Consider the following 26,974-nt stretch of genomic DNA (forward strand, 5'->3'; position numbering starts at 1 on the left):
CCGATGCCCGATCAAACACCTTCTGCGCGCGCTTACTAAAGCTGGTTCAATGGCCCCCATGCGCCCCCTCGTCCGCCGAATCGCTATGAAGTCCGCCCAAAAGGCGCTTCACGCTGCAATTTTCGGTTTGGAGCTGGTCAGCGATCTTACTCCCGGTATGCGCATGACGGGTAGGAGACGTTTGCCACAGAACATGTGGCCCGGCCTCTTCGGCGCGGAGATTGCCATGTGGGCGGCGGTCTCTCCGTCGCTGTTGCCGCGCCCGTGGTGGGTCACCGCCGCCAACGTGGCCATCGGCCAGGGCGCGGGGCACCTGGCCGCAACCACGGCGGCGTTTGCCGCGAAGCAGGCGCTGCGCTTGGCCGGGCACCGCCCACAGGACCACGTCGGCCCCACCGCCCGGCGCTACTCCTATTACGTACTGGGCGTGGGCACCTTCATCGTGGGGCTGCGCTCGCTGCGCAACCAAACCACGCAGGCACGGCTGGTGGGCAAGCTCAACGACCGTGGCCCGCAGTCCGCGGCGCTGGGCGCGGTGGTGGGCACCGCCGGCTACGGCGTGCTGCTCATCCTCGGCGAGGCCACCCAGCTCGCCGTCACCCAGCTGTCCTACCAGGTGCAACGGTGGCTGCCGCGCTGGGTTGCTTGGCCGCTGGCTGGCGGCGCGGTGGGTTACGCCGCCGCCGTGGTCAGCGACCGCATGGTGTGGCGCCGCATGGTACACGAGGCCTCCATCAAGGGGCTGGCGCTCAACAAGCTGGTCTATCCCGGTTCCTCCATGCCGTGGGAGCCGGAGCGCTCCGGCAGCCCGTGGTCCCACGAGCCGTGGACGGCGGTGGGTTCCCAGGGCCGCGCCTTCTTGGACCGTGGCCCGCGCGCCCACGACATCAAGGAGGTCATGCACTTCGAGCGGGCACACGAGCCGATCCGCATCTACATCGGCCTCATCCGTGGCCGCGGGCCGCAGGCGGCCGCCCGCCAGGCGGTAGCGGAAATGGAGCGCACCGGTGCCTTCCACCGCGACACCATCGTGCTGCAGCTGCCCTCGGGCTCCGGCTGGGTCAACAACTACTCCGTGAGCGGCTATGAGTTCCTCACCCGCGGCAACTGCGCCACGGTGGTCGTACAGTTCGACTACCTGCCCTCCATGTTCTCCTACCTGGTGGACAAGGATTCTTTCTCGCACTTACGCGGCAGCCCTCATGTCCGCGGTCCATGACCACTTGGAGCTCCTCCCGGAGGATAACCGCCCCAAGCTCTACCTCAGCGGTGAGTCCTTGGGCTGCTACGCCATCGTTGAGAACTTCGACACGGTGGATGAGCTCCTGGCCGCGTGCGATGGCGCGGTGTTTACCGGGCCGCCGCGCATGACCAGCTTCATGCGCCGCCTCCACCGCGAGCGCGGCTCCCTGGAACGCCTGCCGCTTATCGACGGCGGACGCCACCTCCGCTTCGCCGCCGTCCCCGAGCACATGGAGCACGACGCCTTCGGCGAGCCCTACGGCCCGTGGCAGCGCCCGCGCGTGGCGGTGGGCCAGCACGCTTCCGACGCCATCGTGTGGTGGGACAGCAAGCTCATCTACGCCCGGCCCAACTGGATCCACGAGCCCACCCCGCCCCCGCTGCACGCCGATACCTTCGAGCACCTTCGCTGGTATCCCTTCATTACCTACTGGCAGGTGGCGCTGGACCAGATCAACTCCCTCAACGTGCCCGGCGGCCACGGTCACAACTACTTTGAGGAAACCTTCTGGTACTGGGATTCCGTGCTCGGCTCCCAGACGCGCACGCAGCTCACCCCGGAGCTAGCGGACCGCATGCGGGACTTCGTAGCCCGCGATCAGCTCAACAAGCCCTCCGACTTCCGCACGCAGGTGCGCAAGCAGCTCTAGCCGCACTTGATACCGGTGCTGTGGTGCGGGCAGTAGCCGTTGGGGACCTTGTGCAGGTACTGCTGATGCTCGTCTTCGGCCAGGTAGTACTCGCCTGCATCCGTCTCGCTGAGGAGGGTGACTTCGGTGGTGGTGGCACCAAAACCGGCGGCGACTAGCTTGGCGGCGTACGAGTCCACCAGGTCCTGAATCTCCGCGCGTTCCTCCTCCGTCTCCGGATAGAACGCGGACCGGTACTGCGTGCCCACGTCGTTGCCCTGGCGGAAGCCCTGGGTGGGGTCGTGCGCCTCCAGGGCGGCGACCACGAGCTCGCGCAGGCTCACGCGCTGCGGGTCATAGGTGATCTGAACGGTCTCCGCGTGGTTGGTCATACCGCGGCAGACCTCAAAATAGGTGGGGTTCGGGGTGGTGCCGCCGGCGTAACCCACGGAGGTGGACTCCACGCCCTCGGTCTCCCAATACATCTTCTCCGCGCCCCAGAAGCAGCCGATGGCCACGAGCAGGGACTTCTGCCCGTCCTTCCACGGGCCGGTAATGGGCGTGCCCAGCACCGCATGCGGCTGCGGGGTGGCCAGGATGGGCTCGTCGCGGCCGGGAAGCGCTTCTTCTGCGCTCACGAGCGCGGGCTCCGGTGTGTAGAGGAACATGCGTAGATTCTCCTTTACTTATCGTTGCCTCCTCTTATACTCCCCCGGCCTGGCACCGAGCCAGCTTTTTGTTCACGGTCACGCCGCCATGCACGCTGCCGCACTCACCTCGGACAAAACATGACAAAAATATTGTGGCCAAATTCTCAATCTGCTCCTACCATGGGCCGCGAACCCAATAGAAAGGATGTCAACAATGGCTGTTTACGAACTTCCGGAACTCGACTACGCATACGACGCACTGGAGCCGCACATCTCCGCTGAGATCATGGAGCTGCACCACTCCAAGCACCACGCTGGCTACATTGCTGGCGCTAACGCTGCGCTCGAGGCTCTGGAGGAGCAGCGCAACGGCGAGGCTAACGCTGACGCCATCCGCGCGCTCACCAAGAACCTGGCGTTCAACCTGGGTGGTCACACCAACCACTCCATTTTCTGGAAGAACCTGTCCCCGAACGGTGGCGGCGAGCCCACCGGCGAGCTGGCGGAGGCTATTAACCGCGACTTCGGTTCCTTTGAGAAGTTCAAGGCTCACTTCTCCGCTGTTGCTACCGGCCTGCAGGGCTCCGGTTGGGCAGTTCTGGGCTACGACCACGTTGCTGGCCGCCTGGTTATTGAGCAGCTCACCGATCAGCAGGGCAACATCTCCGTGAACTTCACCCCGCTGCTCATGCTGGATATGTGGGAGCACGCTTTCTACCTGCAGTACAAGAACGTTAAGGCTGACTACGTCAAGGCCGTCTGGAACGTCTTCAACTGGGACGACGTTGCAGAGCGTTACGCTGCTGCCACCAAGTAAGGCTACTGCTTAGGCTTACTCATACCGCGCCGAGAGACCTCTCTTCTGAAGGTTTCTCGGCGCGGTTACTCGTTTTTGGGCAGAGCCATTGTGGGCAGAGCCAAAGGAGTGCCGACCAAGGAGTGAGAAACTAACCCACCTTCACACCGCTTTCTATGGCATAATTCACAACACCTGCACATGGGGTAACGGATCACTTCTTAGCTGTTGCCCACGACTCTCTACAGGTGGTTGCCTTGAACTCACTCGTCCTCACGTTTATCGGACTCGCCATGATGCTGGCGGGCTACCTCGTCTACTCCCGCTTCCTCGCCTCGAAGGTCTACCGCCTCTCGGAGGGCTTCTCCACGCCCGCCCACACCATGGAGGATGGCGTGGACTACGTGCCCACTAACAAGTACGTGCTGTGGGGCCACCACTTCACCTCGGTGGCGGGCGCAGCCCCCATCATCGGCCCGGCCGTCGCGGTGATCTGGGGCTGGCTGCCGGCCTTCCTCTGGGTCACGCTGGGCACCGTGTTCTTCGCCGGCATGCATGACCTGGGCGCGCTGTGGGCCTCCCAGCGCCACCGCGGGCAGTCCATCGGCACCCTGTCCGGGCGCTACATCGGCGCCCGCGGCCGCGCGCTCTTCCTCGTGGTTATCTTCCTGCTGCTCCTCATGGTCAACGCTGCGTTCGCCGTGGTGATTTCCAACCTGCTCATCTCCACGCCGTCCGCCGTCATCCCGACGTGGGGCGCCATCTTTGTGGCTCTGCTCATTGGCCAGGCCATCTACCGCTTCCGCTGGAACCTCACCGTGGTGTCCATCGTGGGCGTGGCCGCGCTTTACGGCCTGATGATCCTCGGGGACCGCGTGCCGCTGGCCCTGCCGGAGACCGTCCTAGGCATCCCGGACCGCGGAGTGTGGATCATCCTGCTCTTCGTCTACGCCTTCATCGCCTCCCTCCTGCCGGTCTGGGTCCTGCTGCAGCCGCGCGACTACATCAATGGCCTCCAGCTCTTCGTGGGCCTGGCCATCCTGTACGGCTCCTTCCTGGTCACCCGCCCGGAGGTCGTCGCCCCGCCCCTCTCAGACCACGTGCCGGATCAGACCCCCGGCATCTTCCCGCTGCTCTTCGTCACCATTGCCTGCGGCTCCATCTCCGGATTCCACGGCGTAGTCAGCTCCGGTACGTCCTCCAAGCAGCTGGATAAGGAGACCGACGCCCGCTTTGTCGGCTACTTCGGCGCGGTGGGAGAGGGCCTGCTGGCACTGGGTACCATCATCGCCACCACCTCCGGCTTTAAGACCGCCGCCGACTGGGAGGCCGTCTATAACGAGTGGAATGCCGGCGGCGTCGAGGCCTTTGTCCAGGGCGGCGGCAGCCTCATGAACGAGGGCCTGGGGGTTCCCACCTCCCTGTCCGCCACCATCCTGGCCACCATGGCGGTGCTGTTCGCCGCCACCACGATGGACTCCGGAGTGCGCCTGCAGCGCATGGTGGTCTCGGAGGCCGCGGAGCTCATGGGCATCAAGCTCAGCGGGCTCGTGGCCACCATCATCGCCGTCGGCTGCGCCTTGGGTCTGACCTTCTCCACGGGTGTGGACGGCTCCGGCGGCATGCTCATCTGGCCGCTGTTCGGTACCACCAACCAGCTCATGGCCGGCCTGACGCTGGCCATCGTGGTGGTCATCCTCACCCAGCTGCGCCGCCCAACGTGGCCGGTACTCATCCCGCTCGTCTTCGTCACCGCCATGTCCCTGTGGGCAGCTGTCCTGCAGCTCAAGACCCTCTTCAGCGCAGGCAACTGGCTGCTGCTGATCATCGACGCGGTCATTATCGTCGCGGCCATCTGGGTTATCGGTGAGGCCATCGCCGCCATCGGGCGTGCCCGCAAGGCCCCGCAGGTCACATGGAAGGACGAGGACGTCGAGCCGCCCATGCCCGCCCATGTGGGATAGGCTGCGGGCCCTCGGGCGCGGCCTGGATGAGTTTTACACCGCGCCCTACCGCCGGACCTTCGCCAAGGCTCAGCAGGAGGAGGACGATCTCTTTATGCTGCTCGTTATGTCGGAGGCCCTGGGCGTGCCGAACCCGGCTAGCTACTACACACTGGAGCTCCTCCCGCTTGTCTACGAGGACGTCCACGCCTGGCACACGCGTATGGGCCTGGAGCGCTCACCACTGGACGGAATTTCATGCTGTTAACCCCCATCATCTTCTTCGGCGGCAAGGGCGGGGTGGGCAAGACCACCCTGGCCACCGCGACCGCACTGCGCCTGGCCCGGGCCGGCAAGCGCGTGCTGCTGGTGTCCACGGACCCGGCCCACAACCTGGGCCACATCTGGGACGCCCAGCTTTCCGACGTCCCCACGGCCGTCCACGACCACCTCGACGTCATCGAGATCGACCCGGCGCGCGCGACCAACGACCACCTGCGTGACGTCGGCACGCACATGCGTCGCTTCATGCCGGAGCGGCTGCACCGCGAGGTGGACCGCCACCTGGAGCTGGCGCGGAACTCGCCGGGCACGCACGAGGCGGCAATGCTGGAGCGCATCGCGCAGCTGGTGGAGCACCGCGCGGACTACGCCCACATCGTCTTCGATACCGCACCGTCCGGGCACACCTCGCGGCTGATGGCGATGCCGGAGATTATGGCCGCTTACACCGATGGTTTGCTGGCCCGCCGCGAAAAATCGGATAGGTTTGGCGCGGCACTGCGCGGGGTAACCTCGGCGGAGAAGTCCGTATCCGCAGCGACGCTGAGCCCCGTGGAGCGCCGGAACCAGGAGATTCGCTCCACGCTGCTCCAGCGCCGTCACCGCTTCGAGCACCTGCGGACAGCGCTGACCAGTGCTTCGACCACGTCCTTCTTCCTCGTGCTCACCGCCGACCGCACCCCGGTGCTGGAGACCACGGAATTTTGCGCGGACCTTCAGGCCAACGGTGTGCACGTAGGCGGCGTGCTGGTCAACCGCCGCACGCCCGTCAGCCAGGACGAGTTTCTGGCGCAGCGGCGCGCCGCCGAGGACGAGGCGCTCGCGCTCCTGGCGCAGAAACTACCCGGCCAGTCTGTAGTGGAGGTCCCCTGGCTGCCCTACGAGGTTTCTACTCCGCAGGCCCTGGAGGCGCTGGCTGAGTTCCTACCACGAAGTTCCTGAAGCGCTCCACCGGCGGGGCGTCGTCGCCCACCCGCCACACCAGGCCAAGCTCGCGGTAGGCGGCGGGCTCCAGCGGGATGAGGCTGCCCACGTGCAGGTACGGGTCATCCAGCGGCAGCAGCGCGCAGCCCAGGCCCGCGGCCACCAGTCCCGCCACGGTGGTGAGCTCCATCGACTCGAAGACCAGGCGGGGGCTGAAGCCGGCGTGGGCCGAGAGGTCGTCGAGAAGCATGCGCGTGCCGTAGCCGGGCAGCATGCCGATGAAGGCCTCCTCCGCAAAGTCCGCGAGGCGCACACTGTCCCGGCCGGCGGCCCAGTGGCCCTCCGGCACCGCCAGGCCCAGGCGCTGCAGCTTGAGCTGGTGCCAGCCCACCTCCGCGTCCGTCACCGGGCGCGGGCCCACCAGCGCCAGGTCGGAGTCCCCGGCCAGCACGCGGCCGACCAGCTCGCGCGCCGCGCCCTGGTGCAGCCGGATATCCACGTGCGGATGCTGGGCACGGTAGGCCTTGAGCAGCTCCGGCACCATCCACGTGCCCAGGGAGTGCATGAAGTCCAGGCGGACGGTGCCGCGCTCCGGATCCATGAGCCGGGCCACCGCGTCCCGCGCTGCAGTCTCGGCGCTGAGCATCCGGCGGGCATGCTCGACGAAGGCCACGCCCCGGGAGTTGAGCCGCAGCCGCCGGCCGCTGCGCTCAAAGAGGCTGGCCCCCACCTCGGTCTCCACGCGCTGGATGCGTCGGCTCAGCGCGGGCTGGGAGAGCCCGAGGGCGTCGGCAGCCGCGCCCACCAGGCCGTGCTCGGCCACGGCGACGACCCCACGCACGTCTTCGACATTCATGCACACCTCGCATGGTTTTTGTTATTTCTGCACATTTTACACATAACTGCGGGGAGGCCATCCTGGATGCATGACACGAACCCGGCGCGCTACCATCGCCATGCTTTTCGTGGGCCTGGCCATCTTCTCCTGCCTCTACCCCACCCAGGCCATGCTGCCCACCCTGGTCGCGGAGATGGGGATGTCCTCCACCGAGGCCGCCCTGACCATCTCCGCCGCCACGGGCGCGCTCGCCCTGTGCGTCATCCCAGTCTCCATCGTCTCCGAACGCATCGGACGTGGAAAGCTCCTGCTTATCTCCACCATCGCCGCTACGCTCATCGGCATGCTAGTACCGCTGGCTCCCACCCCGGAGGCCCTCATCGCTACCCGCGCGCTGCAGGGCGCTGTCATCGCCGGCGCGCCGGCGACGGCCATGGCGTGGATTTCGGAGGAACTCGAGTCCGACTATGTCGCCCGCGCCATGGGCCTCTACATTGCCGGCACCACCATCGGCGGGCTCACCGGGCGGCTTATCCCCACCGGGCTGCTTGAGCTCACCTCCTGGCGGTGGGCCCTATTCGGCTCCAGCCTAGTCACGCTCATCCTGGCCATCCTGGCCTCCCTCCTGCTGCCCTACCAGCAGAACTTCACGCCTAAGGAAATCCATTTCCGCTCGGAGCTTTCCGCCATCTTCCGCCACGCCCGCGACCGGCGCCTGATACCGCTGTTCATCGTGGCCTTCGTGGCCATGGGCACCTTCGTGTCCCTCTATAATTTCTTGGGTTTTCGGCTCATCCACCACTTTCACCTCGCGCCCGGCCTGGCGGGCCTAGTCTTCCTCTTCTACCTCACCGGCACGTGGTCCTCGGCGCGGGCGGGCCGCCTGGTCTCCCAGCTGGGCCACGCCACCACTCTGCTGCTGTCCTGCGCGCTCTTCGCCATGGGCATCGCCCTGTGCGCTGGGCCGCTAGTGTGCGTGCTGCTGGGCATCGTGCTGCTCACCATCGGGTTCTTCGCCGCACACTCCACGGCCTCCGGCTGGGTGGGGCACATCGCTACCTACGACCGCGCGGAGGCCTCCAGCCTCTACGTTTTCTTCTATTACCTGGGCAGCTCCATCCTGGGTGCGCTGGCGGGCGTGCTTTTCGACGCCCTTCCCTGGCCCGGCTTCATCGCCGTCTACACCGTCTTGTGTGTAGGCATCACGGGCCTGAGTTGGGCCGTGAGAAAAAACGGATAAACTCGGGTTTTATGGATACGTGGTCGCCGCGCACATGGCATAGGAAGGCATCCCGCCCCGTTACCGTCTGGATGATGGTGCTCCTCGTGGCCGGCGCCGCCCACACCCTGATCCCCAACTACCGCTGGGTGCTCATCCACCTCTTTACCCTGGGCATTCTCACCAACAGCATCCTGGTGTGGTCGCAGTACCTCACCGAAAAGTTCGTGCAGCAGCGCCTGCCAGAATCCGCCCGCCCCTGGCAGCTCGCCCGCATCTACCTGCTCAACGCAGGCGTCGTCCTGGTCCTCCTGGGGCAACTGCTCATTCAGGCGTGGGTGCAGCACTGGATTCTCACGCAGGTGGGCGCCACCTTCGTGGCCGCCACTGTGGCCTGGCACGGCGCCGTCTTGTTCGGGCAGTGGCGCCACGCAGAGGCGAAGCGCTTCCGCCCCGTCGTGGCCGCCTACGTGGCCGCGGCCTTCTTCCTGGCCGTGGGTGCTGTCCTAGGCGCCCTGTTGGCGGTGCATCCCGGCCAGCCGCGCCTGCTCATCGCGCACGTGGCCGCCAACGTCGGCGGCTTCGTGGGCCTCGCGGCGGCGGGCTCGCTCACCATTTTGTTCCCCTCCATCTGGCGAACCAAGGGCATCAACCCGCACATGCGCCTCAGCTTCGCCCTGCTGGGCCTGGGCGTCATCGGCGCCCTCGTCGGGGCAGCCTGGAACGTGCCCCAGGCAGGGCTCATCCTGTACTGCGCGGGGTGGGTGCTCAGCCTGCACGGCTGGGTGAGCAACGCACTCACCGTCCTCCGCGAACCCCGCGGGCGCATCACCTACCCGGCGCTGTCCGTGCTGTGCTCCGCATTCTGGCTAGTCGGCGCCCTGACCTACTACGCAGTGCAGCACTTCTTTAACGCCGAGCCGAAGATCCCCATGCTGGCCCTGGTCATCGGCTTCGCGGCGCAGCTGCTCACCGGCGTCATGGCCTACCTGCTACCTTCCACCATGGGCGGCGGTCCCGGGGCCGTGCGGGCTGGCCTGCGCGAGTTCAACCGCTGGGGCCTGGGGCGCGCCGTATTCATCAACGGCGGCCTGGGGCTGTGGCTCGCCACGTCGAACTCGCTGGTCATGGTGGCCGCCTCCCTTCTCTGCATCGGATCGATGGCGGTGCTGCCCATCCTCATCGTCCGCGGGGTCAAGGCGCAGAAGGCAGTACTGCAGAAGAAGACCCCGGGCCCTGCCCCAGTGACCACCACCAACTGGGATCAGGCATGGGTGGCCCTCGCTGTGCTCATCATCCTCGGCGGGCTCGGTCTGCTCTAGCTGTTCACATCCCCAGACCTGGAACCCGAAAGATGCAGCTCGGCGTCGCCCAGCGCTTGCCGACGCCTCACCACCCACCAGCGAGTTTCGGGTTCCAGGTCTGGGGATCTAGAAGGTAGGGGCCGGGACAGGGCCTAGGGCTCCAGCGGCGGCACGCCCGGCGCGCCGGCGGACATCCACTCCCGCACGACCTGCGTGGCATGCACGTCGCCCGCGTTATAGCGCAGAATCTGCGCCCGGGCAGTAGTGTCCCCAGCCACGGCCGTGCGGCGCGCGTTGACGGACTCCTCACCGTCGAAGTCCTCGGGCCACGCAAACCCCGCCACCGGAGCCACGGTCTTCAGGCCCAGTCCGGTAGTCCCCGCAAAACTACGCTTCACGTGGGCAAACAGGTCCACCCACTCCGCAGAGGAGATGAAGCTTTCCACCTCTGCCAGGTCCGGATAGTGAAAGCGCTGTGCGGACCTGCGCATCCAGTGGTTCTCCCCGTGCGCCGAGTAGCAATAGGCCGCAAAGGTCTTGCCCGCAGCGTGGGCCTGCGCGCGCACGTCCATGAGCCACCGCCAGAACTCAGCGAAGTTCTCCGCCTCGGCGCGCCCGCCCAGCGGATCCCACGTCACGAAGGGGATGTACTCCCCATTCAGGCGCGCGCCCCACAGGTAGGCGCCCTGGTCCATGTAGGCCTCCATGTCCACGTCGACCTCCACGTCCGCGCGCGGAACCGTCACCGCGCCGCGGCGCAGCAGCGGAATTCCCTCGCGCCAGGCGGCGGCGAGGGTGGAGGGGTCGCCCAGGGAGGCGTCGATAAGCGCCTGCACCGTGGTGATCCCCCGCTCCCGGTAGGGACGGGCCCGGTCCCCCGGCAGGAAGAGCGAAATGTCGTCGCGGGCCTTGAGCTCCTCTTCGCACAGAGGCCAGAAGCGGCAGGAGGCGCACTCCTTCACCCGGCGCGGGCCCTGCGGAAGCGGCTGGGCCAGGGCGGCATCGACGGCAAACCGGGAGGTATCCGTAACGAAGGCCTGGGTGCGATCCTGCCCAATCGCGGCACCCCGCCCGGAGTTCAGGCCCGCCTCCGCCAATCCGCGGGCGGCCAGCGCCAGACGGTAGCCATCCACGGCATGGTGCCGAATCTTGTACTTCGCCGGCAGGGGCTCGCTAAGACCTAAGCGGTGGGTCGGCACCACCGGGGTGCGGGCGCGCTCGTGCGGGCGGGCCACGCGGTGATCGGAGACGATGACGGGGCTGTAGTTATCGCCGTCGCGGACGAGGAGCTCCACCCGGACCATCCACTCACTGGTGGACAAAACCGCGTTGGTGATGTGGGTATAGCCATAGGCCAGGGCCTCCAGCGTGGCCATGGCACGCTCAAAGTCGGTACCCTCCAGGTCAATGCGGCGGAAGCGGCCGGGGCCGGTGCGGGGCACGAGTGCCAAGGCAGCCTCGATCGCCGCCGCGTGACGCTCGGCGCGGGCTTGGCTGACGGGGGTTCGCGGAATATCTGGATGCGCGCGGCGCTGCACCAAGCGGTAGCGGCAGCCCACGAGGTCCGTGGCAACGAGCACATCCTTCACACCAGGTGAGCTTAGTAGACCACCTTGCTAGAGTTGTAGCGAGACCCTAACGATAGATAACTTAAGGACGATTCCATGAGCATCCTGAAGAAGATTCGCAAGGCCCGCCGTGAGGCCCGCGCCGAGATCAAGGCCGCCAAGACTCGCGCAAAGGCCGAGGTCAAGGCGGCGGATAAGGCCAAGCACCGCCAGCAGAAGCTGCTGGCCAAGCAGGAGAAGGCACTCATCAAGTCCGAGGAGAAGGGCCTGAAGAAGCGCCGCAAGCACGAGTACAAGATGGCCCAGAAGGAACTTGAGCGCATCAAGGAAGGCCGTTTTAACAAGAACAACGTGAAGCGCTACGCCGGCGCCCTGCGCACCGCCGCCCCGCTGCTCCTGCCGCTGATCTACCGCGGCATCACCGCCGCGCAGCGCGAGATGGAGAAGAAGCGCGCCCAGAAGGCCGGCGTTTCCGCCGACCAGCTGGCGTCCTTCTCCGGCCACGGCGCCCCGCTCAAGGCCCGCACCGCCGGCATCCGCAACTCCCTCAAGGAGGCCAACGTCCCGGCCGGCTTCAAGCGCGATGTCAAGGAGCGCCTCAACGAGCTGGACTCCGCCATCGACAACGCCGAGTACATGACGGACCAGCAGCGCCAGCGCACCCACCGCGCCATTTCCGGCGAGATTGATTCCATCAACGCCGAGATCCAGGCCAAGCTGCAGGCCTAAGACCCCGCTAGCGTCTAGGCGCCGCGCCCTTTCGGGTGGCGGCGCCTGTGCCGTTTTAGGGCCTATCTTTTCGGGCCGGTTGTGGGACAACATTCGTTCTCCACGGCCTATTAATACGTGAAATACCTACCCCTGGTTAAAGCCGCGAATTCTATGATTTTATCCATATACAAAAATCGGGACTTTCGGTTATAGTCGGTGACTGAGGGGAGTGCTTTTAAACGTTTTCCCTTAAACAAAATACCGATACATTCCTGCCTGCTTCCCCCAGCGCACAGCGCCGCGTGAGGGCCCCGTAGGCCGCATGGGAGAGGCCGCAGCATTAACGAAGGACACTATGGCACGCCGCGAAGTAACCCAGTTCTTTGACGATCTTGATAACAGCCCGCTCACGGAAGAGGAGCTCACCGTAATCCGTTTTAGCGTGGACGGAAAAGAGTATCTCCTCGATGTTTCCAAGGAGAATGCCGATAAATTCCACGCGGCAATGGCCCCCTTTATTAAGGCCGCCCACCGCCCGGCAAAGAAGGAAACTCGCCCGTATAAGCCGGCCGATGTCCGCGCCTGGGCCGCCGCCCACGGCTATGAGGTAGCTGAGCGCGGCAAGATCCCCACCAGCGTCATCACCGCCTACCGCGAGGCCAACAAGATCTAGCTCTAAAGCACGCCCTGCTCGCGGGCGGCCGCCACGGCGGAGGTGCGGGAGCGCACCCCCAGCTTGTCGTAGATGTGCACGAGGTGGGACTTCACGGTGGCCTCAGACAGCATGAGCTCCACGCCAATCTCGCGGTTCGACGAGCCCGCCGCCACCAGCTTGAGCACCTCCAGCTCGCGCGGCGTCAAGGAGGTACGCGGGGTGCGCACGCGCGTCATCAACCGGTCCGCCACCACGGGGGAGAGCGCCGAGTCACCCTCGGCGGCCGAGCGCACGGCGGCGACGAGCTCCGTCGGCGGGGCGTCCTTGAGCAGGTAGCCCACGGCACCCGCCTCGATGGCGCCGAGGATGTCCGCGTCGGTGTCGTAGTTGGTCACCACGAGCACCTTGGGCGGGTTAGTCATGGCGCGGCGGATGGCGGCGGTGGCCTCCGCGCCGTTCATCACGCGCGTGCCTTCGATGCCGGCGCCAAAGCGCAGGTCCATGAGGAGAACGTCGATACCGCCTGCCTGCGCTGCGGAGACGGCCGCCTCAGCGGTAGCCACCTCGCCCACGACCTCGATGTCCTCGGCGCCCTCCAGCACGGAGCGCAGCCCCAGGCGGACGATCTCGTGGTCATCAGCAAGCAAGACCCTAATCACGGGCTTCCTCCTCCTCGGTACAGTGTGGACAAAATCCTAATCTACATCGTTATTTAAGGGCACACTAACTGAGACCGCCGCGCCCGCGCCCGGGGTGGACTCGATAGCCACCTCGCCGCCGAGCTCTTCGGCGCGCCGGCGCATGGCCGCTAGCCCAATGTGCCCGAGGCCGGCGGGCCTGCCCTCGACCGCCGCGACGTCGAAGCCTTGCCCGTTATCCACCACGTCGACCCGCACCTCATCCGGCGCGTACGTCACCGTCACGCGGGCCTTGCTGGCGTGGGCATGCTTGACGACGTTTCCCACGGCCCCCTGCGCAATACGCAGCAACGCGGCCTCGACCTTCATGGGCAGCTGCTGCGCGTCCCCCTCCACGTCCACGCTGACGTCGACGCCGCCCGTGGCCGAGAAGTTCTCCGCCATGCGCCCCATGGCCGCGCCCAGCGACGTTTCCGACAAGGCCGCCGGCTGCAGCGCCGCGATCATCGCGCGGGCCTCGTGCAAGTTATCGGCCGCCGTGCGCCGCGCCAGCTCGATGCGCTCCTGCGCCTTGGGGATATCCTCCCCAGCGAGATCCCGGTCGGCGGCATGCAGCAGCATCTGGATGGAGGACAGCCCCTGGGCCAGGGTGTCGTGGATTTCGTGCGCGATGCGCTGGCGCTCCGCGGTCATGCCGGCCTCGCGCTCGGATTCCACCAGCTGCTCGCGCGTTTCCACGAGCTCCTGGTTCATCCGGCTCAGTGCTTTAAAGGCGTAGGTAATAGCGATGGTCACCAGCGCGGAGACCGCCGGCCCCATGATGCCGCCGAACGTCAGCCCGCCCGGTATCTGGACCACCACGGACACCACCGTGGCCACCACCACGCTCACGATGCCGGGCACAAGGTCCAGCACGTAGAGGTAGACAAAGAAGAGGGAGAAGACCAAGTAAATGGCTGCGGGCGCGACGGCCATGTCCGCCAGCCACAGCACCGTGAGGATGCCCAGCCACCCGTACCGGGCCACCTTGGGCAGCGCTTCCAGGGATGCCGACCCGCCGAAGTAGACCACGGCGAAGGCGACGAGCAGCAGAAGGTTGAGCACCCCCTGCCACAGCGGCAGGCGCACGGTGGTAAAAATCGCCACGACCAGCAGCGTGGCGGTGAGAATGTGAATACCGTTGCGCAACGCGTCCGAATCTACCGAGCGCTGGTCTAGTGTGGACGTCATGCGCCACAGCCTACTTCTTAGCCTCTCTGCCTGCCTGACCGGGATCGGTCTCGCGGCCGCCGGGTGTTCCGGTGAGCCCACCGATACCGCGCAGGACTCCGCCGCACCCTCCGCCCCGTCTGCGGAGGTCACTAGCGCTGCAGACGCCCCGGCCGGCGACGGCCTGCCGGTCGACGCCACCCCGGATCTCGCCACCGTCACCGACGAAGAGTGCCCCTACCTCGACAGCCAGTGGGTCGCGGACACCAACGGCCAGCGCATGACCCGCGTGGCCGTCGACCACCGCTTTGCCACCCCGGCCTGTGTGTTCTGGTCCTACCCGGAAGCTCCCCAAGCCTCGGTGATGGTGCGGGAGATGCCCAGCGTCGAGGAAGCCCGGGCGGTCGTGGACCACGCCGCGCCTGTCGACGACACCGAGATCGCCGAGTTCGAGGACTGGACCGGCGGGCGCGGTGTACTAGGGGAAGAAGCCGTCTTCGCCGTGCAAAAGGACACCCATGCGGTGGTGGTGCGCTCGAACCAGCTCCAAACGCTCAAGCCGCAGCTCATTGCCCAGGAGGCTATTACCCGGCTAGGCCTCTAGCGCCTGGCAGGCTGCCTAGACGGCAACGTCGTTATACGGCATCAAGGTCGATACCCACGGGAACACAACCTCCATGAGCAGGAAGAACACGGCCACGGCGAGCGCCACCGCCAGCAGCGCCTTGACCGCCGTCGGGCCGGGCAACAAATTCCACAGTGCGCGATACATTAGTTCTCCTCCAAGACTGCTGGGCGTTGCCCGTTCGTACTCTGCTTGTCCTGCCGGTCAGTTTCCATGGCGTGAATGATCATGCGCTCCGCATTAGAAAACTGCGGGTGGCACGTGGTGAGGGTGAGCAAGCCCTCACTGGGTTCTACCCCTGCCTCCGGCTCAATGCCCGGGATGGGGGCGAGCACTGAGACGTCGCCAGGCAGCGTGATGTGCCGCCCCACAACCTGCTGGTATTCCTGCTTCGCGCGCTGCTCCGGGGAGAAGCAGGTGCCCTCGGCGCCGTCGATAGGCAGCACGCGGTAGGTGACCCACTCCGTGGCGGTCTCAATGACGACGGCGTCGCACGTAGCAAGGTTGCCCAGGTCATTAAACGGAGCGCCCTTGCCCACGCGGTGCCCCGCCACGGCGAAGTTGCCCGGCTCGCCCGGCATCTGCGTCTCGGTGTAGCGGCCGGGCCCGCGCAGCAGGTCGTCCTCGTTGGTGCCCTCCAGGACCGCGAAGGCAAAGTCAGAGCCGAAAGCCGGAACGTAGAGGCGGGCAAAGGCCTCACCCAGCTGCGGGGCGTGGCCCTGGCCGCGCGGGTTGTGCCACTCCTCCTCGAGTGCCTCGTTCGCCTCCTCCTGCAGGTGGCCGGACTCAATATTGGTCCAGTAGGACTCATAGAAGGCAAAGAGCAGCAAGACGACGCCGACGGTAAGCATGAGCTCACCGATCACGGTGGTGACAAGGCGCGACTTCTGCGCAGCGGGCTGTGGCATGACCACTACCCTAACCCCTGTAACGTGTAAGTGCCCCATCCAGGACCGATAGGAGATGCCCCACCATGCTCGAAGTATTCATGTATCCGGTCTCCGGCATCATGAAGCTGTGGCACCTTCTCTTTGGCTCCTTCCTGGACGGTTCTGCAGCGTGGATTCTCACCATCGTCTTCCTCGTGCTCACCGTGCGCGCCATCATCGCGCCGCTGAACTGGATGTCCGTCAAGCAAGGCCGCATCGCTGCCCTCATGCGCCCTGAAATGACTGAGCTCAACGCCGAGCTGCGCCACGCCTCCACGGTGGACGAGGCCGTCTCCGTGCTGCGCCAGCAGCGCGATCTAAAAAAGCGCTTCCACCATAACCCTGCGCTGGGCTGCTTCCCCGTCTTTATTGTCATCCCGGCCTTTATGGGCCTGTACCAGGTGGTGCTCAACGTCTCGGGCTCCGCGAACGAGCCGGTGGGGATGCTCACGCTTGCCGACGTCTCCTCCTTCCGCGCCTCCACCGTCTTCGGCGTCCCGCTCACGGACTTTGCCCGCGAACACCACGACTTGGTGCTGCCGATGTTGGTGGCGGCGATCGTGTTTACCTCCCTCAACACGCTGGTCACCCTCTACCGCGGCTATCTCACCACGCAGTTCGACCAGAAGATTCCCCGGCGCCTGCTGTGGTTCATGGCACTCTCCGTGCTCGTCATCCCGTGGATGCTCTGGAACGTGGCCTGGCACGGCCCCATTCCGGTCACCATCATCCTGTACTGGGGATGTTCCTATCTGTTCACGCTGCTACAAACGCTGACCTTTGAAACCATTTTGCGCCGTCACTACCCGCTGCCCGAGGTGATTCATGAGCAGCGCAAGGACAGCATTCGCCGCTGGCGCACCAAGGAACGCAAGCGGCGCAAGGCAGAGCAGAAGGCCGAGTGGAAGGAGAACCCGCAGGCCAAAGCGGAGGCCAAGGAGGCTGCACAGCGCCACTCAGCGCTCGTGGAGGAGGCGAAGAAGGTGCTTAAATCGAGTAATCAGCAGGAGGGGCCGACAGCAACTGAATAGCCAGCTGCTTGGCCGCAACCAGCGGGGCGATCTCGCGGGTCAGGCGGGCACCTGCCATACCGCCGTCTAAAAAGATGAGCAGCTCGCTGGCCTGCTGCTCGGAGGGGTAGCCGTTCTTGGCATTGAGCAGGGCGGTGATAGTGGAATGCATCCACGTGCGGTGCTCGACGCATGCTGCCACGATGCCGCGCTCGGCGTCGGTCTCCGGGCGCGGGTACTCGCCCGCCGCGTTCAGGAAGTGGGAGCCGCGGAACTCCATACCGGGCTGCTCTTCAATGGCTTTGTCAAAGAAGGCGAGGATCTTCGCTTCCGCGTCGGTGGAGTCCTTGGTGCGCTCCTGCCAATCGGCGCGGTACTGCTCATCCAGCGCCTCCACGTACGCGATAACAAGCGCATCCTTAGATCCGAACAGAGAATACAGCGACGCCTTAGCCACATCGGCCTCACGCAGAATGCGGTCGATGCCGATAACGCGGATACCTTCGGTGGTAAAAAGACGCGTAGCAGAATCCAGCAGGCGGCTGCGCGGGCTGGGGCGGTTGCGGCGCGACTTCTTCTCTGCCATTACTTTCTCCTCACATGACAAAACCGGTTCATCTACACAATATAGACAAACCGGTATGTATGCGAAATCTTACTTCTTGCGGCCGGTAATCGCGCCGACGATCCACAGCAGGATGCAGGCGCCCACGGTCGCAGTGATGATCATGAGGAACCAGCTATCACCCACCGACTTGTTGAAGATGGCGAGGATACCGCCACCAATCAGGCCGCCGATGACACCGACGATCAGGTTGGTGAGCAGGCCCTGATCACGCTTCATGATCTTTTCAGCGAGCCAGCCGGCGATGATACCGACGACAATTGAACCGAAGAATCCAAGACCGAGTCCCATTGCGACACTCCCTTTCTCTATGTTTGTTGCCTTCATCAACCACTGTACGCATAAAACCCAGAAAACGATTCGGTCGCAGCAACTTCACAGCGTACTGCGCCCGAATCGTTATTCTTGCTTTATGAGTTCGCTACACTACTCGGAGTCGGGGCGGACCACCATCATCGGGCACGGCGCGGACTGCAGCAGCGCGCGGGAGGTCGAACCCAACAGCATGCCCTTGAAACCGCCGCGGCCGTGGGAGCCGACCACGAGGAGCTGAGCGCCTTCGGACGCGTCAGTCAGCGCGCGCACCGGTCGGTCGCGGGCGATGATCTTCTTCACCGGCACGTCCGGGAACTCCTGCTGGTGCTCGGCCAAGCGCTCCGTGAGCAGCTCCGCCTGCTCCTTCTCCACCTCAGCCCACTCCGCCTGGGCGGCGGACAGGCCAGCCAGAGAAGCCTGGACCTGCATGTCCATCCAGGTGTGAACCGCGATGAGCTCAGCGCCACGGGCTTCCGCTTCCTTGAACGCGTAGGCGGTAGCCTTTTGGGAGACCTCGGAACCGTCGACACCGACGACAACCGGACCGTACTTCGTGGAATCGGTCACGTGGTTATCCTCGCGAACAACCACGACCGGGCAGGATGCGTGGGAGACCACAGAGGCGGAGACCGAGCCCATCACCATGCCGGACAGGCCACCCATACCGCGGGAGCCCATGACAATCATGGTGACGTCCTGGGACATCTCCAACAGCATGTCAATCGGGGAGCCCTCCGCCACGGTGTGGCCAATCTTGAGCTCCGGCGCCACCTTGTGGGCCTCAGCACGCGCGGCCTCGATCTTCTCCAGGGTTTCGGCCTGGAGGTCCTCAAAGAGCTCCTTCGGCGGGACCATGCCCTCGGCGTAGAGGAACTGCGGCATCGTGTAACTCGATGCAATGCGCAGCGGGATCCCGCGCTTCATCGCAGTGTTTGCAGCCCAGCGGACGGCGTTCTTCGACGCTTCCGAACCATCAACGGCTACGACGACAATGTCTTCCTTGGCCATGACCATAATCCTTTCGAAGTGCTTACAAGGATCAGTCTAATACCGTTTAGTCCAGCTGTGGGGCAGTTGCCGCATCCGCATTCGCGGGGAACAAAACGTTGTAGAGGCCCACCGCAATATCGCGGATAACGGCACCGATACCATTGGAGAAGAAGTCAATGACGGGTGCGAGAATAGAGTTAAAATCCATGGGAGAAAGATTAGCCAAAAAACGGCGTGGCGCAACCCCACTTCCCATCCGCGATGGGCTAAACCCCACCCACGCACGCGTCCCCGAAGGCCCCATCACCGCGTGGGACTTCGTCCGCGAACTCATCCTCACCCAACGCCACCGGCACCCCGAGGACAACGACGCCGCTCTCCGCTCCCGTTTCGCTGCGGGTGAGGTGGTCCGCCAGGACGGAACCTCCCTGACCCCAGACAGCATTCTGGCCACTAACGCCACCATCTACTTTTATCGGATCCCCGCGCCGGAGACCCCCGTCCCCTACGACATCCCAATCCTCTATGAGGACGAGCACCTCCTTGTCGTCGACAAGCCGCCCTTCATGGCGACTATGCCGCGCGCCCGCCACATCACGGAAACCGCCACGGTGCGGCTGCGGCGCGCCACCGGCAACAACGAGCTCTCGCCGGCGCACCGCCTCGACCGCCTCACCTCCGGCATCCTCGTCTTCACCAAGGACCGTTCCATCCGGGGCGCCTACCAGACGTTGTTTGCACAGCGCCGGGTGTCCAAAACGTACGAGGCTATCGCCGCGCTTGCCGACGTCTCACCGGGCACCCTCTGGCGCTCCCGCATGGAGAAGACCCCGGGGGAGCTCCAAGGGCGCATTGTCGCGGGCGAGCCCAACGCCGTCACGGAGGTAGCGGCCGTGGAGCCAATCGACAAGGCCCCGTACGAAGCCCTCCACGGACCGCTTCCGGCATTGGCGAAGTACACGCTCAAGCCGCGCACAGGTAAGACGCATCAGCTACGCCTCCACATGCTCCAGGCGGGCGTTCCCATTATTGGGGACCCCATTTACCCCACGATCCTTCCTGCAGAAGCCGAAGACATGCGGATTCCCATGCACCTGACGGCTACACACATTTCCTTTGTCGATCCCTTATCAGGAGAACCCCGAGAATTCTCTTCTCAACTACCACTTGAAACCCATGATTTGTTACGCCCGTAATTAAGCCTCTGAAACCACTACAGGCTGCTTCAACTCACCTTTCGAGGGCCGCATCCTCGCTCTCACTTCCAAGCGCGCGCCCGGCCGACTCCCACCACGTGTCCGTGTCCCGCGCGCCCTTCCACCCGGCAAAATAGGCCACCGCCAAGCCTGCAACCGGAACAAGGACAGCGCCAATCGGACTGAACAGAGATGCCACAACATCAATCACGTGGTCAATCTGGAGGAACTTCACGCAGACGGCACTCCTGGTGCAACCTTCTAGCCCCCGATGACTTCGAAGCACTCACATCAGCTACACTGACCCAAGCAGCATAGCTAACCCCCGACGTGTCTACTTTCCGGGGGTCAGGCCCTGCTTCGACCATTCCTGTTGAGAAAGGATACCTAGAGTTGGCAGACGATAAAAACGCAGAGAACTTTGTGGACTGCCGTGAAATCCGCACGGTTTTCAAACCAACTTGGGTGAGCTGGTGGTTCCACAAGATTTTTACGTTCCCGCGCGTTGAGTGTGATGGGATAGTAAGCAATTGTCACTGGGGAAGAGACAAAGCGTTAGTGAAGGATGGTGGGACGGTTACGGTTGGATTTAGTTATCGTATTTTCCATGATACGAAAATTAGATGTAAGAGCTCCCCTATCGAGGTTTCCCCTTCACATGCTGAGTTGGAAGCCAAGACAGCCATAATTAACAACTCCCCGATGACTGCCGTGCTCTACTAGCATTCGTCTCGAGCCTATCGATGGTTCGGGCGCGTACTTCCCCGCGACGTTGTGAACGCGTTGCATAGGGTTACCCCGCCGATAGCGGTATGAGACCAGTCGAAATTGTAGTCGTGGCTGGACTCCACATACGCCTTCTGCCGGGCGCTCTGAGGCTAAAATACGGCCGGGCGTAGGCCCGCTCAGTCATCAACGTGCGGTCGAACAGTTCCTCGTGGTGGGTGTGCTGGGAATCTGGGGTTTCGCCTCTGGACAAACACACCACCGGGGCTTGGCCCGTCGTCGTGTGACACAACGAGGCGGCACTAGGGTCGGGTTTTGGTTGGTAGTGGGGTGTAAAACGTGTTGGGGGCCCTAGACGGTGTGTTGTCTAGGGCCCTCAAGGTGGGCTATTTTGTTGTTGTTTTGTTGTTTGGTGTCGGCGGTTTCTTACTCTCCCACAACCTCCCAGTTGCAGTACCATCAGCGCGGGCAGGCTTAGCTTCCGGGTTCGGAATGGGTCCGGGCGTTTCCCTGCTGCTATTGGCCACCGACAAACATCCAGGGCATTGTTTCTGGCCGTGGGTGTTGTGTCAGATACTGTGTAGTGGACGCGAACACGGACAATGTGATTACACAATCGTGTGTTTGTGTTGTTAACACTTCCCTCTTGGGGGTAAGTGTGTGTTTGTTTTGGTCTATTAGTACCAGTCGCCTAAACACCTTGCGGTGCGTACAGTTCTGGCCTATCAACCCCATCGTCTTTGGGGGACCTTGAATGAAACCTCATCTTAAAACAGGCTTCCCGCTTAGATGCTTTCAGCGGTTATCCCTTCCGTACGTAGCCAACCAGCGATGCCCCTGGCGGAACAACTGGCACACTAGAGGTACGTCCGTCCCGGTCCTCTCGTACTAGGGACAGCCTTCTTCAAGTTTCAACGCGCGCGGCGGATAGAGACCGAACTGTCTCACGACGTTCTGAACCCAGCTCGCGTGCCGCTTTAATGGGCGAACAGCCCAACCCTTGGGACCTACTCCAGCCCCAGGATGCGACGAGCCGACATCGAGGTGCCAAACCATCCCGTCGATATGGACTCTTGGGGAAGATCAGCCTGTTATCCCCGGGGTACCTTTTATCCGTTGAGCGACACCACATCCACAAGTAGGTGCCGGATCACTAGTCCCGACTTTCGTCCCTGTTCGACATGTCTGTCTCACAGTCAAGCTCCCTTGTGCACTTACACTCGCCACCTGATTGCCAACCAGGCTGAGGGAACCTTTGGGCGCCTCCGTTACATTTTGGGAGGCAACCGCCCCAGTTAAACTACCCACCAGGCACTGTCCCCAACCCAGATCATGGGCCAAGGTTAGATGCTCAATCCGATCAGAGTGGTATTTCAACAACGACTCCACACACACTAGCGTGCGCGCTTCGAAGTCTCCCACCTATCCTACACAAACCGAACCAAACACCAATACCAAGCTATAGTGAAGGTCCCGGGGTCTTTTCGTCCTGCCGCGCGTAACGAGCATCTTTACTCGTAGTGCAATTTCACCGGGCCTGTGGTTGAGACAGCAGGGAAGTCGTTACGCCATTCGTGCAGGTCGGAACTTACCCGACAAGGAATTTCGCTACCTTAGGATGGTTATAGTTACCACCGCCGTTTACTGGGGCTTAAATTCTCAGCTTCGCCAACAAACATTGACTAACCGGTCCTCTTAACCTTCCAGCACCGGGCAGGCGTCAGTCCATATACATCAACTTAACGTCTTCGCATGGACCTGTGTTTTTGATAAACAGTCGCTTCCCTCTATTCTCTGCGACCCCACAACCCCACACACCTGTAAAAGATGCAGAAGTCGTGTGGTCCCCCTTCTTCCGAAGTTACGGGGGCATTTTGCCGAGTTCCTTAACCACAGTTCACCCGAACGCCTTAGTATTTTCAACCTGACTACCTGTGTCGGTTTCGGGTACGGGCCATACATCCACATCGCTAGAGGCTTTTCTCGACAGTACTAGATCACCAACTTCACCCCAATCGGGCTACGCATCACGCCTCAGGCAAAAAGTGTGCGGATTTACCTACACACCACCTCACACGCTTACACCAACAATCCACTAAGCGGCATGGCTACTACACTGTGTCACCCCATCACTTGAACCACACATCAGGCCCCACGACATCAACAACCACCATGCTCAAAGAACACGACGATCGAATCCGCGGTGGTTAGTATCAGTGCTTTATCATGGGCGCGGATATACGGGTACCAGAATATCAACTGGTTATCCATCGACTACGCCTGTCGGCCTCGCCTTAGGTCCCGACTCACCCTGGGAAGACGAACTTGACCCAGGAACCCTTAGTCATCCGGCGGGAAGGATTCTCACCTTCCAATTCGTTACTCATGCCTGCATTCTCACTCGCACACACTCCACGCCTCCTTACGGTAACGCTTCAACACATGCACGACGCTCCCCTACCCAATAACAAGTTATTGCCGCGGCTTCGGCGGTGTGCTTGAGCCCCACTACATTGTCGGCGCAGGACCACTCGACCAGTGAGCTATTACGCACTCTTTCAAGGATGGCTGCTTCTAAGCCAACCTCCTGGCTGTCTTCGCGATCCCACATCCTTTTCCACTTAGCACACCCTTAGGGGCCTTAACCGGCGATCTGGGCTGTTTCCCTCTCGACTATGAAGCTTATCCCCCACAGTCTCACTGCCGCACAACACAATTGATGGCATTCGGAGTTTGGCTGACATTGCTAAGATTGTAGTCCCGCTCAACCAACCAGTAGCTCTACCTCCACCAAGCTAATGCGACGCTGCACCTAAATGCATTTCGGGGAGAACCAGCTATCACGGAGTTTGATTGGCCTTTCACCCCTACCCACAGCTCATCCCCGCAGTTTTCAACCTACGTGGGTTCGCGCCTCCACAACCTCTTACAGCTGCTTCACACTGGCCATGGGTAGATCACCCCGCTTCGGGTCCAGGACATGCCACTAAAAACACCCCATTAGGATTCGGTTTCCCTACGGCTACCCCACACGGGTTAACCTCGCGACATGCCGCTGACTCGCAGGCTCATTCTTCAAAAGGCACGCCATCACACACAAGAAGGTGCTCTGACGGATTGTAAGCACACGGTTTCAGGAACTATTTCACTCCCCTCCCGGGGTACTTTTCACCATTCCCTCACGGTACTAATACACTATCGGTCACACTGAGTATTTAGGCTTACCGGGTGGTCCCGGCAGATTCACAGCAGATTCCACGAGCCCGCTGCTACTCGGGCAACCCAACAACTTAAATGCTGAAGTCTTCAACTACGGGACTATCACCCTCTACGGCAGGCGTTTCCACACCACTTCACCTAACAACAACACACAAGCAAACCAGTGGTAGCTGATTCACATTGGGGCCCACAACACCGCACACACAACCCCTACCAAGTATCACATGCACACGGTTTAGCCTCATCCACGTTCGTTCGCCACTACTAGCAGAATCATAAATTTATTTTCTCTTCCTACGGGTACTGAGATGTTTCACTTCCCCGCGTAAACCCCCACAACAGCTATGAATTCACTGAAGGGTAACACCCCATAACAGGCGCCAGGTTTCCCCATTCGGACATCCTCGGATCAACGCTTAATTGACAACTCCCCGAGGCTTAACGCAGCCTTTCACGTCCTTCATCGGCTCAGCATGCCAAGGCATCCACCATGCGCCCTCAATAACGAACACACAACCAACACAAACAACAACCACCACAAAAGCAGTGACATCATCATTCATGCCGGCGTGAACTACACAAAACACAAAAGAACAGAAATCACACAAACCACACACCAACAACCACCTCACAAAGGCGGCAGCATAACAGCGTGCGGTTTAATGCTCGCGTCCACTATACAGTTCTCACACAACACCCCACACAGACCAACAACCACGAAACATTAACCATGACTGCTGAATCACGTGCGGGTTACAACCAGGGGATAATGCCCCAGACACCCAACAATGCACCAAGTACTTCACAAACAAACGCGTTGGTCAAAAACCCTTTAATCACCACTGGTTAAGATGTATCTCCACCCGATTAAACAAAAAGTGGCAGCAGAACTTACGCCTACTCAACCACCACACAACCACCACCACACAAAGAAAAATGAATGACGATGATTGCTTAAAGCACCAACTGGTGCACAAAAATAATGCTCCTTAGAAAGGAGGTGATCCACCCGCACCTTCCGGTACGGGTACCTTGTTACGACTTCGTCCCAATCGCCGATCCCACCTTAGACAGCTCCCTAAACGAGTTTGAGCCACTGGCTTCGGGTGTTACCAACTTTCATGACGTGACGGGCGGTGTGTACAAGGCCCGGGAACGTATTCACCGCAGCATTGCTGATCTGCGATTACTAGCGACTCCGACTTCATGGGGTCGAGTTGCAGACCCCAATCCGAACTAAGGCCGGCTTTCAGCGATTCGCTCCACCTCACAGTGTCGCTGCGCGTTGTACCGACCATTGTAGCATGTGTGAAGCCCTGGACATAAGGGGCATGATGATTTGACGTCATCCCCACCTTCCTCCGAGTTAACCCCGGCAGTCTCTCATGAGTCCCCAACTAAAATGCTGGCAACATAAGACAAGGGTTGCGCTCGTTGCGGGACTTAACCCAACATCTCACGACACGAGCTGACGACAACCATGCACCACCTGTACACCAACCACAAGGGAAACTACATCTCTGCAGCGATCTGGTGTATGTCAAGCCCAGGTAAGGTTCTTCGCGTTGCATCGAATTAATCCACATGCTCCGCCGCTTGTGCGGGCCCCCGTCAATTCCTTTGAGTTTTAGCCTTGCGGCCGTACTCCCCAGGCGGGGCGCTTAATGCGTTAGCTACGGCACAGAAGACGTGGAAGCCCCCTACACCTAGCGCCCACCGTTTACGGCATGGACTACCAGGGTATCTAATCCTGTTCGCTACCCATGCTTTCGCTCCTCAGCGTCAGTTACTGCCCAGAGACCTGCCTTCGCCATCGGTGTTCCTCCTGATATCTGCGCATTTCACCGCTACACCAGGAATTCCAGTCTCCCCTACAGCACTCAAGTTATGCCCGTATCGCCTGCACGCCCGGAGTTAAGCCCCGGAATTTCACAGACGACGCGACAAACCACCTACGAGCTCTTTACGCCCAGTAATTCCGGACAACGCTCGCACCCTACGTATTACCGCGGCTGCTGGCACGTAGTTAGCCGGTGCTTCTTATACAGGTACCGTCACAAAAGCTTCGTCCCTGTCGAAAGGAGTTTACAACCCGAAGGCCGTCATCCCCCACGCGGCGTCGCTGCATCAGGCTTCCGCCCATTGTGCAATATTCCCCACTGCTGCCTCCCGTAGGAGTCTGGGCCGTATCTCAGTCCCAATGTGGCCGTACACCCTCTCAGGCCGGCTACCCGTCGACGCCTTGGTAGGCCATTACCCCACCAACAAGCTGATAGGCCGCGAGCTCATCTTGCACCGAAAAAACTTTCCAACCACCACACTAAAGGCAGTTATTATCCGGTATTAGACCCAGTTTCCCAAGCTTATCCCAGAGTACAAGGCAGATCACCCACGTGTTACTCACCCGTTCGCCACTCGAGTACCCCTGCAAGCAGGAGCCTTTCCGTTCGACTTGCATGTGTTAAGCACGCCGCCAGCGTTCGTCCTGAGCCAGGATCAAACTCTCCACAAAAAAGGCCGTGAAAAGCCCAAACCTAGACAAAAAGAACAAACCAAAACAAACAACACCACCGAAAAAAGCAGCATCGCCTGAACTGGCACATCCAAAAATTACATAAAGAAAAAATCCAACCAACCCCCAACCCGACGGGGCAACAGGGAGCTGGCCCAAGTTAGAAGATTTTTAAACAATACGCCCAAACAACTTATGTTATTTACAATGACGCCGCTT

Annotated in this window: 24 protein-coding genes and 3 rRNA genes; 13 read left to right on the top strand and 14 right to left on the bottom strand. The window is 62.2% G+C overall.

What is annotated here, in order from left to right; translation table 11 throughout:
• The first annotated feature begins 58 nt into the window (after positions 1–58).
• Both ACLI1P_RS12360 and ACLI1P_RS12365 read left to right on the top strand, forming a co-directional pair.
• A complete protein-coding gene (locus ACLI1P_RS12360) occupies positions 59–1,219 on the top strand; it encodes an alpha/beta-hydrolase N-terminal domain-containing protein (protein WP_411709025.1) in 1,161 nt (386 codons plus the stop codon).
• The gene (locus ACLI1P_RS12365; protein WP_411709026.1) at positions 1,203–1,892 is read left to right on the top strand and encodes an alpha/beta-hydrolase family protein; all 690 of its coding nucleotides are present in this window, start codon (positions 1,203–1,205) and stop codon (positions 1,890–1,892) included. The genes ACLI1P_RS12360 and ACLI1P_RS12365 overlap by 17 nt, the downstream gene beginning before the upstream one ends.
• Here the strand turns inward: ACLI1P_RS12365 and msrA are convergent.
• Positions 1,889–2,539 (bottom strand): peptide-methionine (S)-S-oxide reductase MsrA, encoded by a 651-nt coding sequence (gene msrA, locus ACLI1P_RS12370; protein WP_296133832.1) that lies wholly within the window; start codon positions 2,537–2,539, stop codon positions 1,889–1,891. The two genes, ACLI1P_RS12365 and msrA, sit on opposite strands and share 4 nt — an antisense overlap.
• 196 nt (positions 2,540–2,735) lie before the next feature.
• On the opposite strand from msrA, the gene ACLI1P_RS12375 reads away from it, so the two are divergent.
• The 4 genes from ACLI1P_RS12375 to ACLI1P_RS12390 all read left to right on the top strand — a co-directional run bounded on the left by ACLI1P_RS12375 (position 2,736) and on the right by ACLI1P_RS12390 (position 6,484).
• Positions 2,736–3,338: a superoxide dismutase gene (locus ACLI1P_RS12375; protein ID WP_411709027.1), complete on the top strand. Its 603-nt coding sequence runs from the start codon at positions 2,736–2,738 to the stop codon at positions 3,336–3,338.
• A gap of 236 nt (positions 3,339–3,574) precedes the next feature.
• Complete coding sequence (locus ACLI1P_RS12380) at positions 3,575–5,281, top strand: carbon starvation protein A (RefSeq protein WP_411709028.1); 1,707 nt, start codon at positions 3,575–3,577, stop codon at positions 5,279–5,281.
• A complete protein-coding gene (locus ACLI1P_RS12385) occupies positions 5,271–5,528 on the top strand; it encodes a cory-CC-star protein (RefSeq protein ID WP_306508220.1) in 258 nt (85 codons plus the stop codon). The genes ACLI1P_RS12380 and ACLI1P_RS12385 overlap by 11 nt, the downstream gene beginning before the upstream one ends.
• A complete protein-coding gene (locus tag ACLI1P_RS12390; RefSeq protein WP_411709029.1) occupies positions 5,519–6,484 on the top strand; it encodes an ArsA family ATPase in 966 nt (321 codons plus the stop codon). Before ACLI1P_RS12385 ends, ACLI1P_RS12390 begins: the two co-directional genes overlap by 10 nt.
• Here the strand turns inward: ACLI1P_RS12390 and ACLI1P_RS12395 are convergent.
• A complete protein-coding gene (locus tag ACLI1P_RS12395; protein WP_411709030.1) occupies positions 6,432–7,322 on the bottom strand; it encodes a LysR substrate-binding domain-containing protein in 891 nt (296 codons plus the stop codon). The two genes, ACLI1P_RS12390 and ACLI1P_RS12395, sit on opposite strands and share 53 nt — an antisense overlap.
• Positions 7,323–7,392: 70 nt before the next feature.
• On the opposite strand from ACLI1P_RS12395, the gene ACLI1P_RS12400 reads away from it, so the two are divergent.
• Positions 7,393–8,544, top strand: coding sequence for an MFS transporter (locus ACLI1P_RS12400; RefSeq protein WP_411709031.1), 1,152 nt, complete (start codon positions 7,393–7,395; stop codon positions 8,542–8,544).
• Positions 8,545–8,555: 11 nt separating this feature from the next.
• Positions 8,556–9,845, top strand: coding sequence for a copper oxidase (locus ACLI1P_RS12405; RefSeq protein WP_411709032.1), 1,290 nt, complete (start codon positions 8,556–8,558; stop codon positions 9,843–9,845).
• A 134-nt stretch (positions 9,846–9,979) separates the two neighbouring features.
• On the opposite strand, the gene ACLI1P_RS12410 is transcribed toward ACLI1P_RS12405, so the two are convergent.
• Complete coding sequence (locus ACLI1P_RS12410; RefSeq protein ID WP_411709033.1) at positions 9,980–11,416, bottom strand: TM0106 family RecB-like putative nuclease; 1,437 nt, start codon at positions 11,414–11,416, stop codon at positions 9,980–9,982.
• A 75-nt stretch (positions 11,417–11,491) separates the two neighbouring features.
• On the opposite strand from ACLI1P_RS12410, the gene ACLI1P_RS12415 reads away from it, so the two are divergent.
• Together ACLI1P_RS12415 and ACLI1P_RS12420 are read left to right on the top strand one after the other, a co-directional pair.
• Positions 11,492–12,124, top strand: a complete 633-nt coding sequence (locus tag ACLI1P_RS12415; protein WP_296134749.1) for a DUF6474 family protein — start codon at positions 11,492–11,494, stop codon at positions 12,122–12,124.
• Between the two features lie 337 nt (positions 12,125–12,461).
• Complete coding sequence (locus tag ACLI1P_RS12420; RefSeq protein ID WP_296134737.1) at positions 12,462–12,779, top strand: histone-like nucleoid-structuring protein Lsr2; 318 nt, start codon at positions 12,462–12,464, stop codon at positions 12,777–12,779.
• A gap of 2 nt (positions 12,780–12,781) precedes the next feature.
• Here ACLI1P_RS12420 and ACLI1P_RS12425 read toward each other — a convergent pair whose 3' ends face one another.
• Positions 12,782–13,420: a response regulator gene (locus ACLI1P_RS12425; protein WP_296134735.1), complete on the bottom strand. Its 639-nt coding sequence runs from the start codon at positions 13,418–13,420 to the stop codon at positions 12,782–12,784.
• A gap of 36 nt (positions 13,421–13,456) precedes the next feature.
• On the bottom strand, positions 13,457–14,629 hold the full coding sequence (locus ACLI1P_RS12430) for a sensor histidine kinase (RefSeq protein WP_296134733.1): 1,173 nt from the start codon (positions 14,627–14,629) through the stop codon (positions 13,457–13,459).
• Here ACLI1P_RS12430 and ACLI1P_RS12435 point away from each other — a divergent pair.
• Positions 14,628–15,212, top strand: a complete 585-nt coding sequence (locus ACLI1P_RS12435; RefSeq protein ID WP_411709034.1) for a DUF2020 domain-containing protein — start codon at positions 14,628–14,630, stop codon at positions 15,210–15,212. The two genes, ACLI1P_RS12430 and ACLI1P_RS12435, sit on opposite strands and share 2 nt — an antisense overlap.
• 15 nt (positions 15,213–15,227) lie before the next feature.
• Here the strand turns inward: ACLI1P_RS12435 and ACLI1P_RS12440 are convergent, their stop codons facing one another.
• Together ACLI1P_RS12440 and ACLI1P_RS12445 are read right to left on the bottom strand one after the other, a co-directional pair.
• Positions 15,228–15,380 (bottom strand): hypothetical protein, encoded by a 153-nt coding sequence (locus ACLI1P_RS12440; RefSeq protein ID WP_411709035.1) that lies wholly within the window; start codon positions 15,378–15,380, stop codon positions 15,228–15,230.
• A complete protein-coding gene (locus ACLI1P_RS12445) occupies positions 15,380–16,141 on the bottom strand; it encodes a class E sortase (protein ID WP_411709036.1) in 762 nt (253 codons plus the stop codon). Before ACLI1P_RS12445 ends, ACLI1P_RS12440 begins: the two co-directional genes overlap by 1 nt.
• 65 nt (positions 16,142–16,206) lie before the next feature.
• Between ACLI1P_RS12445 and yidC the strand changes: the two genes are divergently transcribed.
• On the top strand, positions 16,207–17,193 hold the full coding sequence (gene yidC, locus ACLI1P_RS12450) for a membrane protein insertase YidC (RefSeq protein WP_411709037.1): 987 nt from the start codon (positions 16,207–16,209) through the stop codon (positions 17,191–17,193).
• Here yidC and ACLI1P_RS12455 read toward each other — a convergent pair.
• The 4 genes from ACLI1P_RS12455 to ACLI1P_RS12470 form a co-directional block, all read right to left on the bottom strand.
• Positions 17,150–17,758, bottom strand: a complete 609-nt coding sequence (locus tag ACLI1P_RS12455) for a TetR/AcrR family transcriptional regulator (protein WP_296134724.1) — start codon at positions 17,756–17,758, stop codon at positions 17,150–17,152. The two genes, yidC and ACLI1P_RS12455, sit on opposite strands and share 44 nt — an antisense overlap.
• Before the next feature lie 69 nt (positions 17,759–17,827).
• A complete protein-coding gene (locus ACLI1P_RS12460) occupies positions 17,828–18,088 on the bottom strand; it encodes a GlsB/YeaQ/YmgE family stress response membrane protein (RefSeq protein ID WP_296134722.1) in 261 nt (86 codons plus the stop codon).
• 135 nt (positions 18,089–18,223) lie between these two features.
• Positions 18,224–19,120 carry a universal stress protein gene (locus ACLI1P_RS12465; RefSeq protein WP_411709038.1) on the bottom strand — a complete coding sequence of 299 codons (897 nt, stop codon included), beginning with the start codon at positions 19,118–19,120 and terminating at the stop codon, positions 18,224–18,226.
• A gap of 46 nt (positions 19,121–19,166) precedes the next feature.
• On the bottom strand, positions 19,167–19,310 hold the full coding sequence (locus tag ACLI1P_RS12470) for a hypothetical protein (protein ID WP_296134717.1): 144 nt from the start codon (positions 19,308–19,310) through the stop codon (positions 19,167–19,169).
• Between ACLI1P_RS12470 and ACLI1P_RS12475 the strand changes: the two genes are divergently transcribed.
• Positions 19,246–20,298 (top strand): pseudouridine synthase, encoded by a 1,053-nt coding sequence (locus ACLI1P_RS12475; protein ID WP_411709724.1) that lies wholly within the window; start codon positions 19,246–19,248, stop codon positions 20,296–20,298. The genes ACLI1P_RS12470 and ACLI1P_RS12475 overlap by 65 nt on opposite strands.
• Positions 20,299–21,437: 1,139 nt before the next feature.
• Here ACLI1P_RS12475 and rrf read toward each other — a convergent pair.
• The 3 genes from rrf to ACLI1P_RS12490 all read right to left on the bottom strand — a co-directional run bounded on the left by rrf (position 21,438) and on the right by ACLI1P_RS12490 (position 26,755).
• Positions 21,438–21,555 (bottom strand): 5S ribosomal RNA (rrf, locus tag ACLI1P_RS12480).
• 127 nt (positions 21,556–21,682) lie between these two features.
• Positions 21,683–24,755: ribosomal RNA gene (locus ACLI1P_RS12485) — 23S ribosomal RNA — on the bottom strand.
• Positions 24,756–25,236: 481 nt separating this feature from the next.
• Positions 25,237–26,755 (bottom strand): 16S ribosomal RNA (locus ACLI1P_RS12490).
• Together the 16S, 23S and 5S rRNA genes form the textbook arrangement of a ribosomal RNA operon.
• Positions 26,756–26,974 lie beyond the last annotated feature (219 nt).

It is taken from the genome of Corynebacterium tardum, assembly GCF_046717785.1.
Taxonomy (GTDB): Bacteria; Actinomycetota; Actinomycetes; order Mycobacteriales; family Mycobacteriaceae; genus Corynebacterium.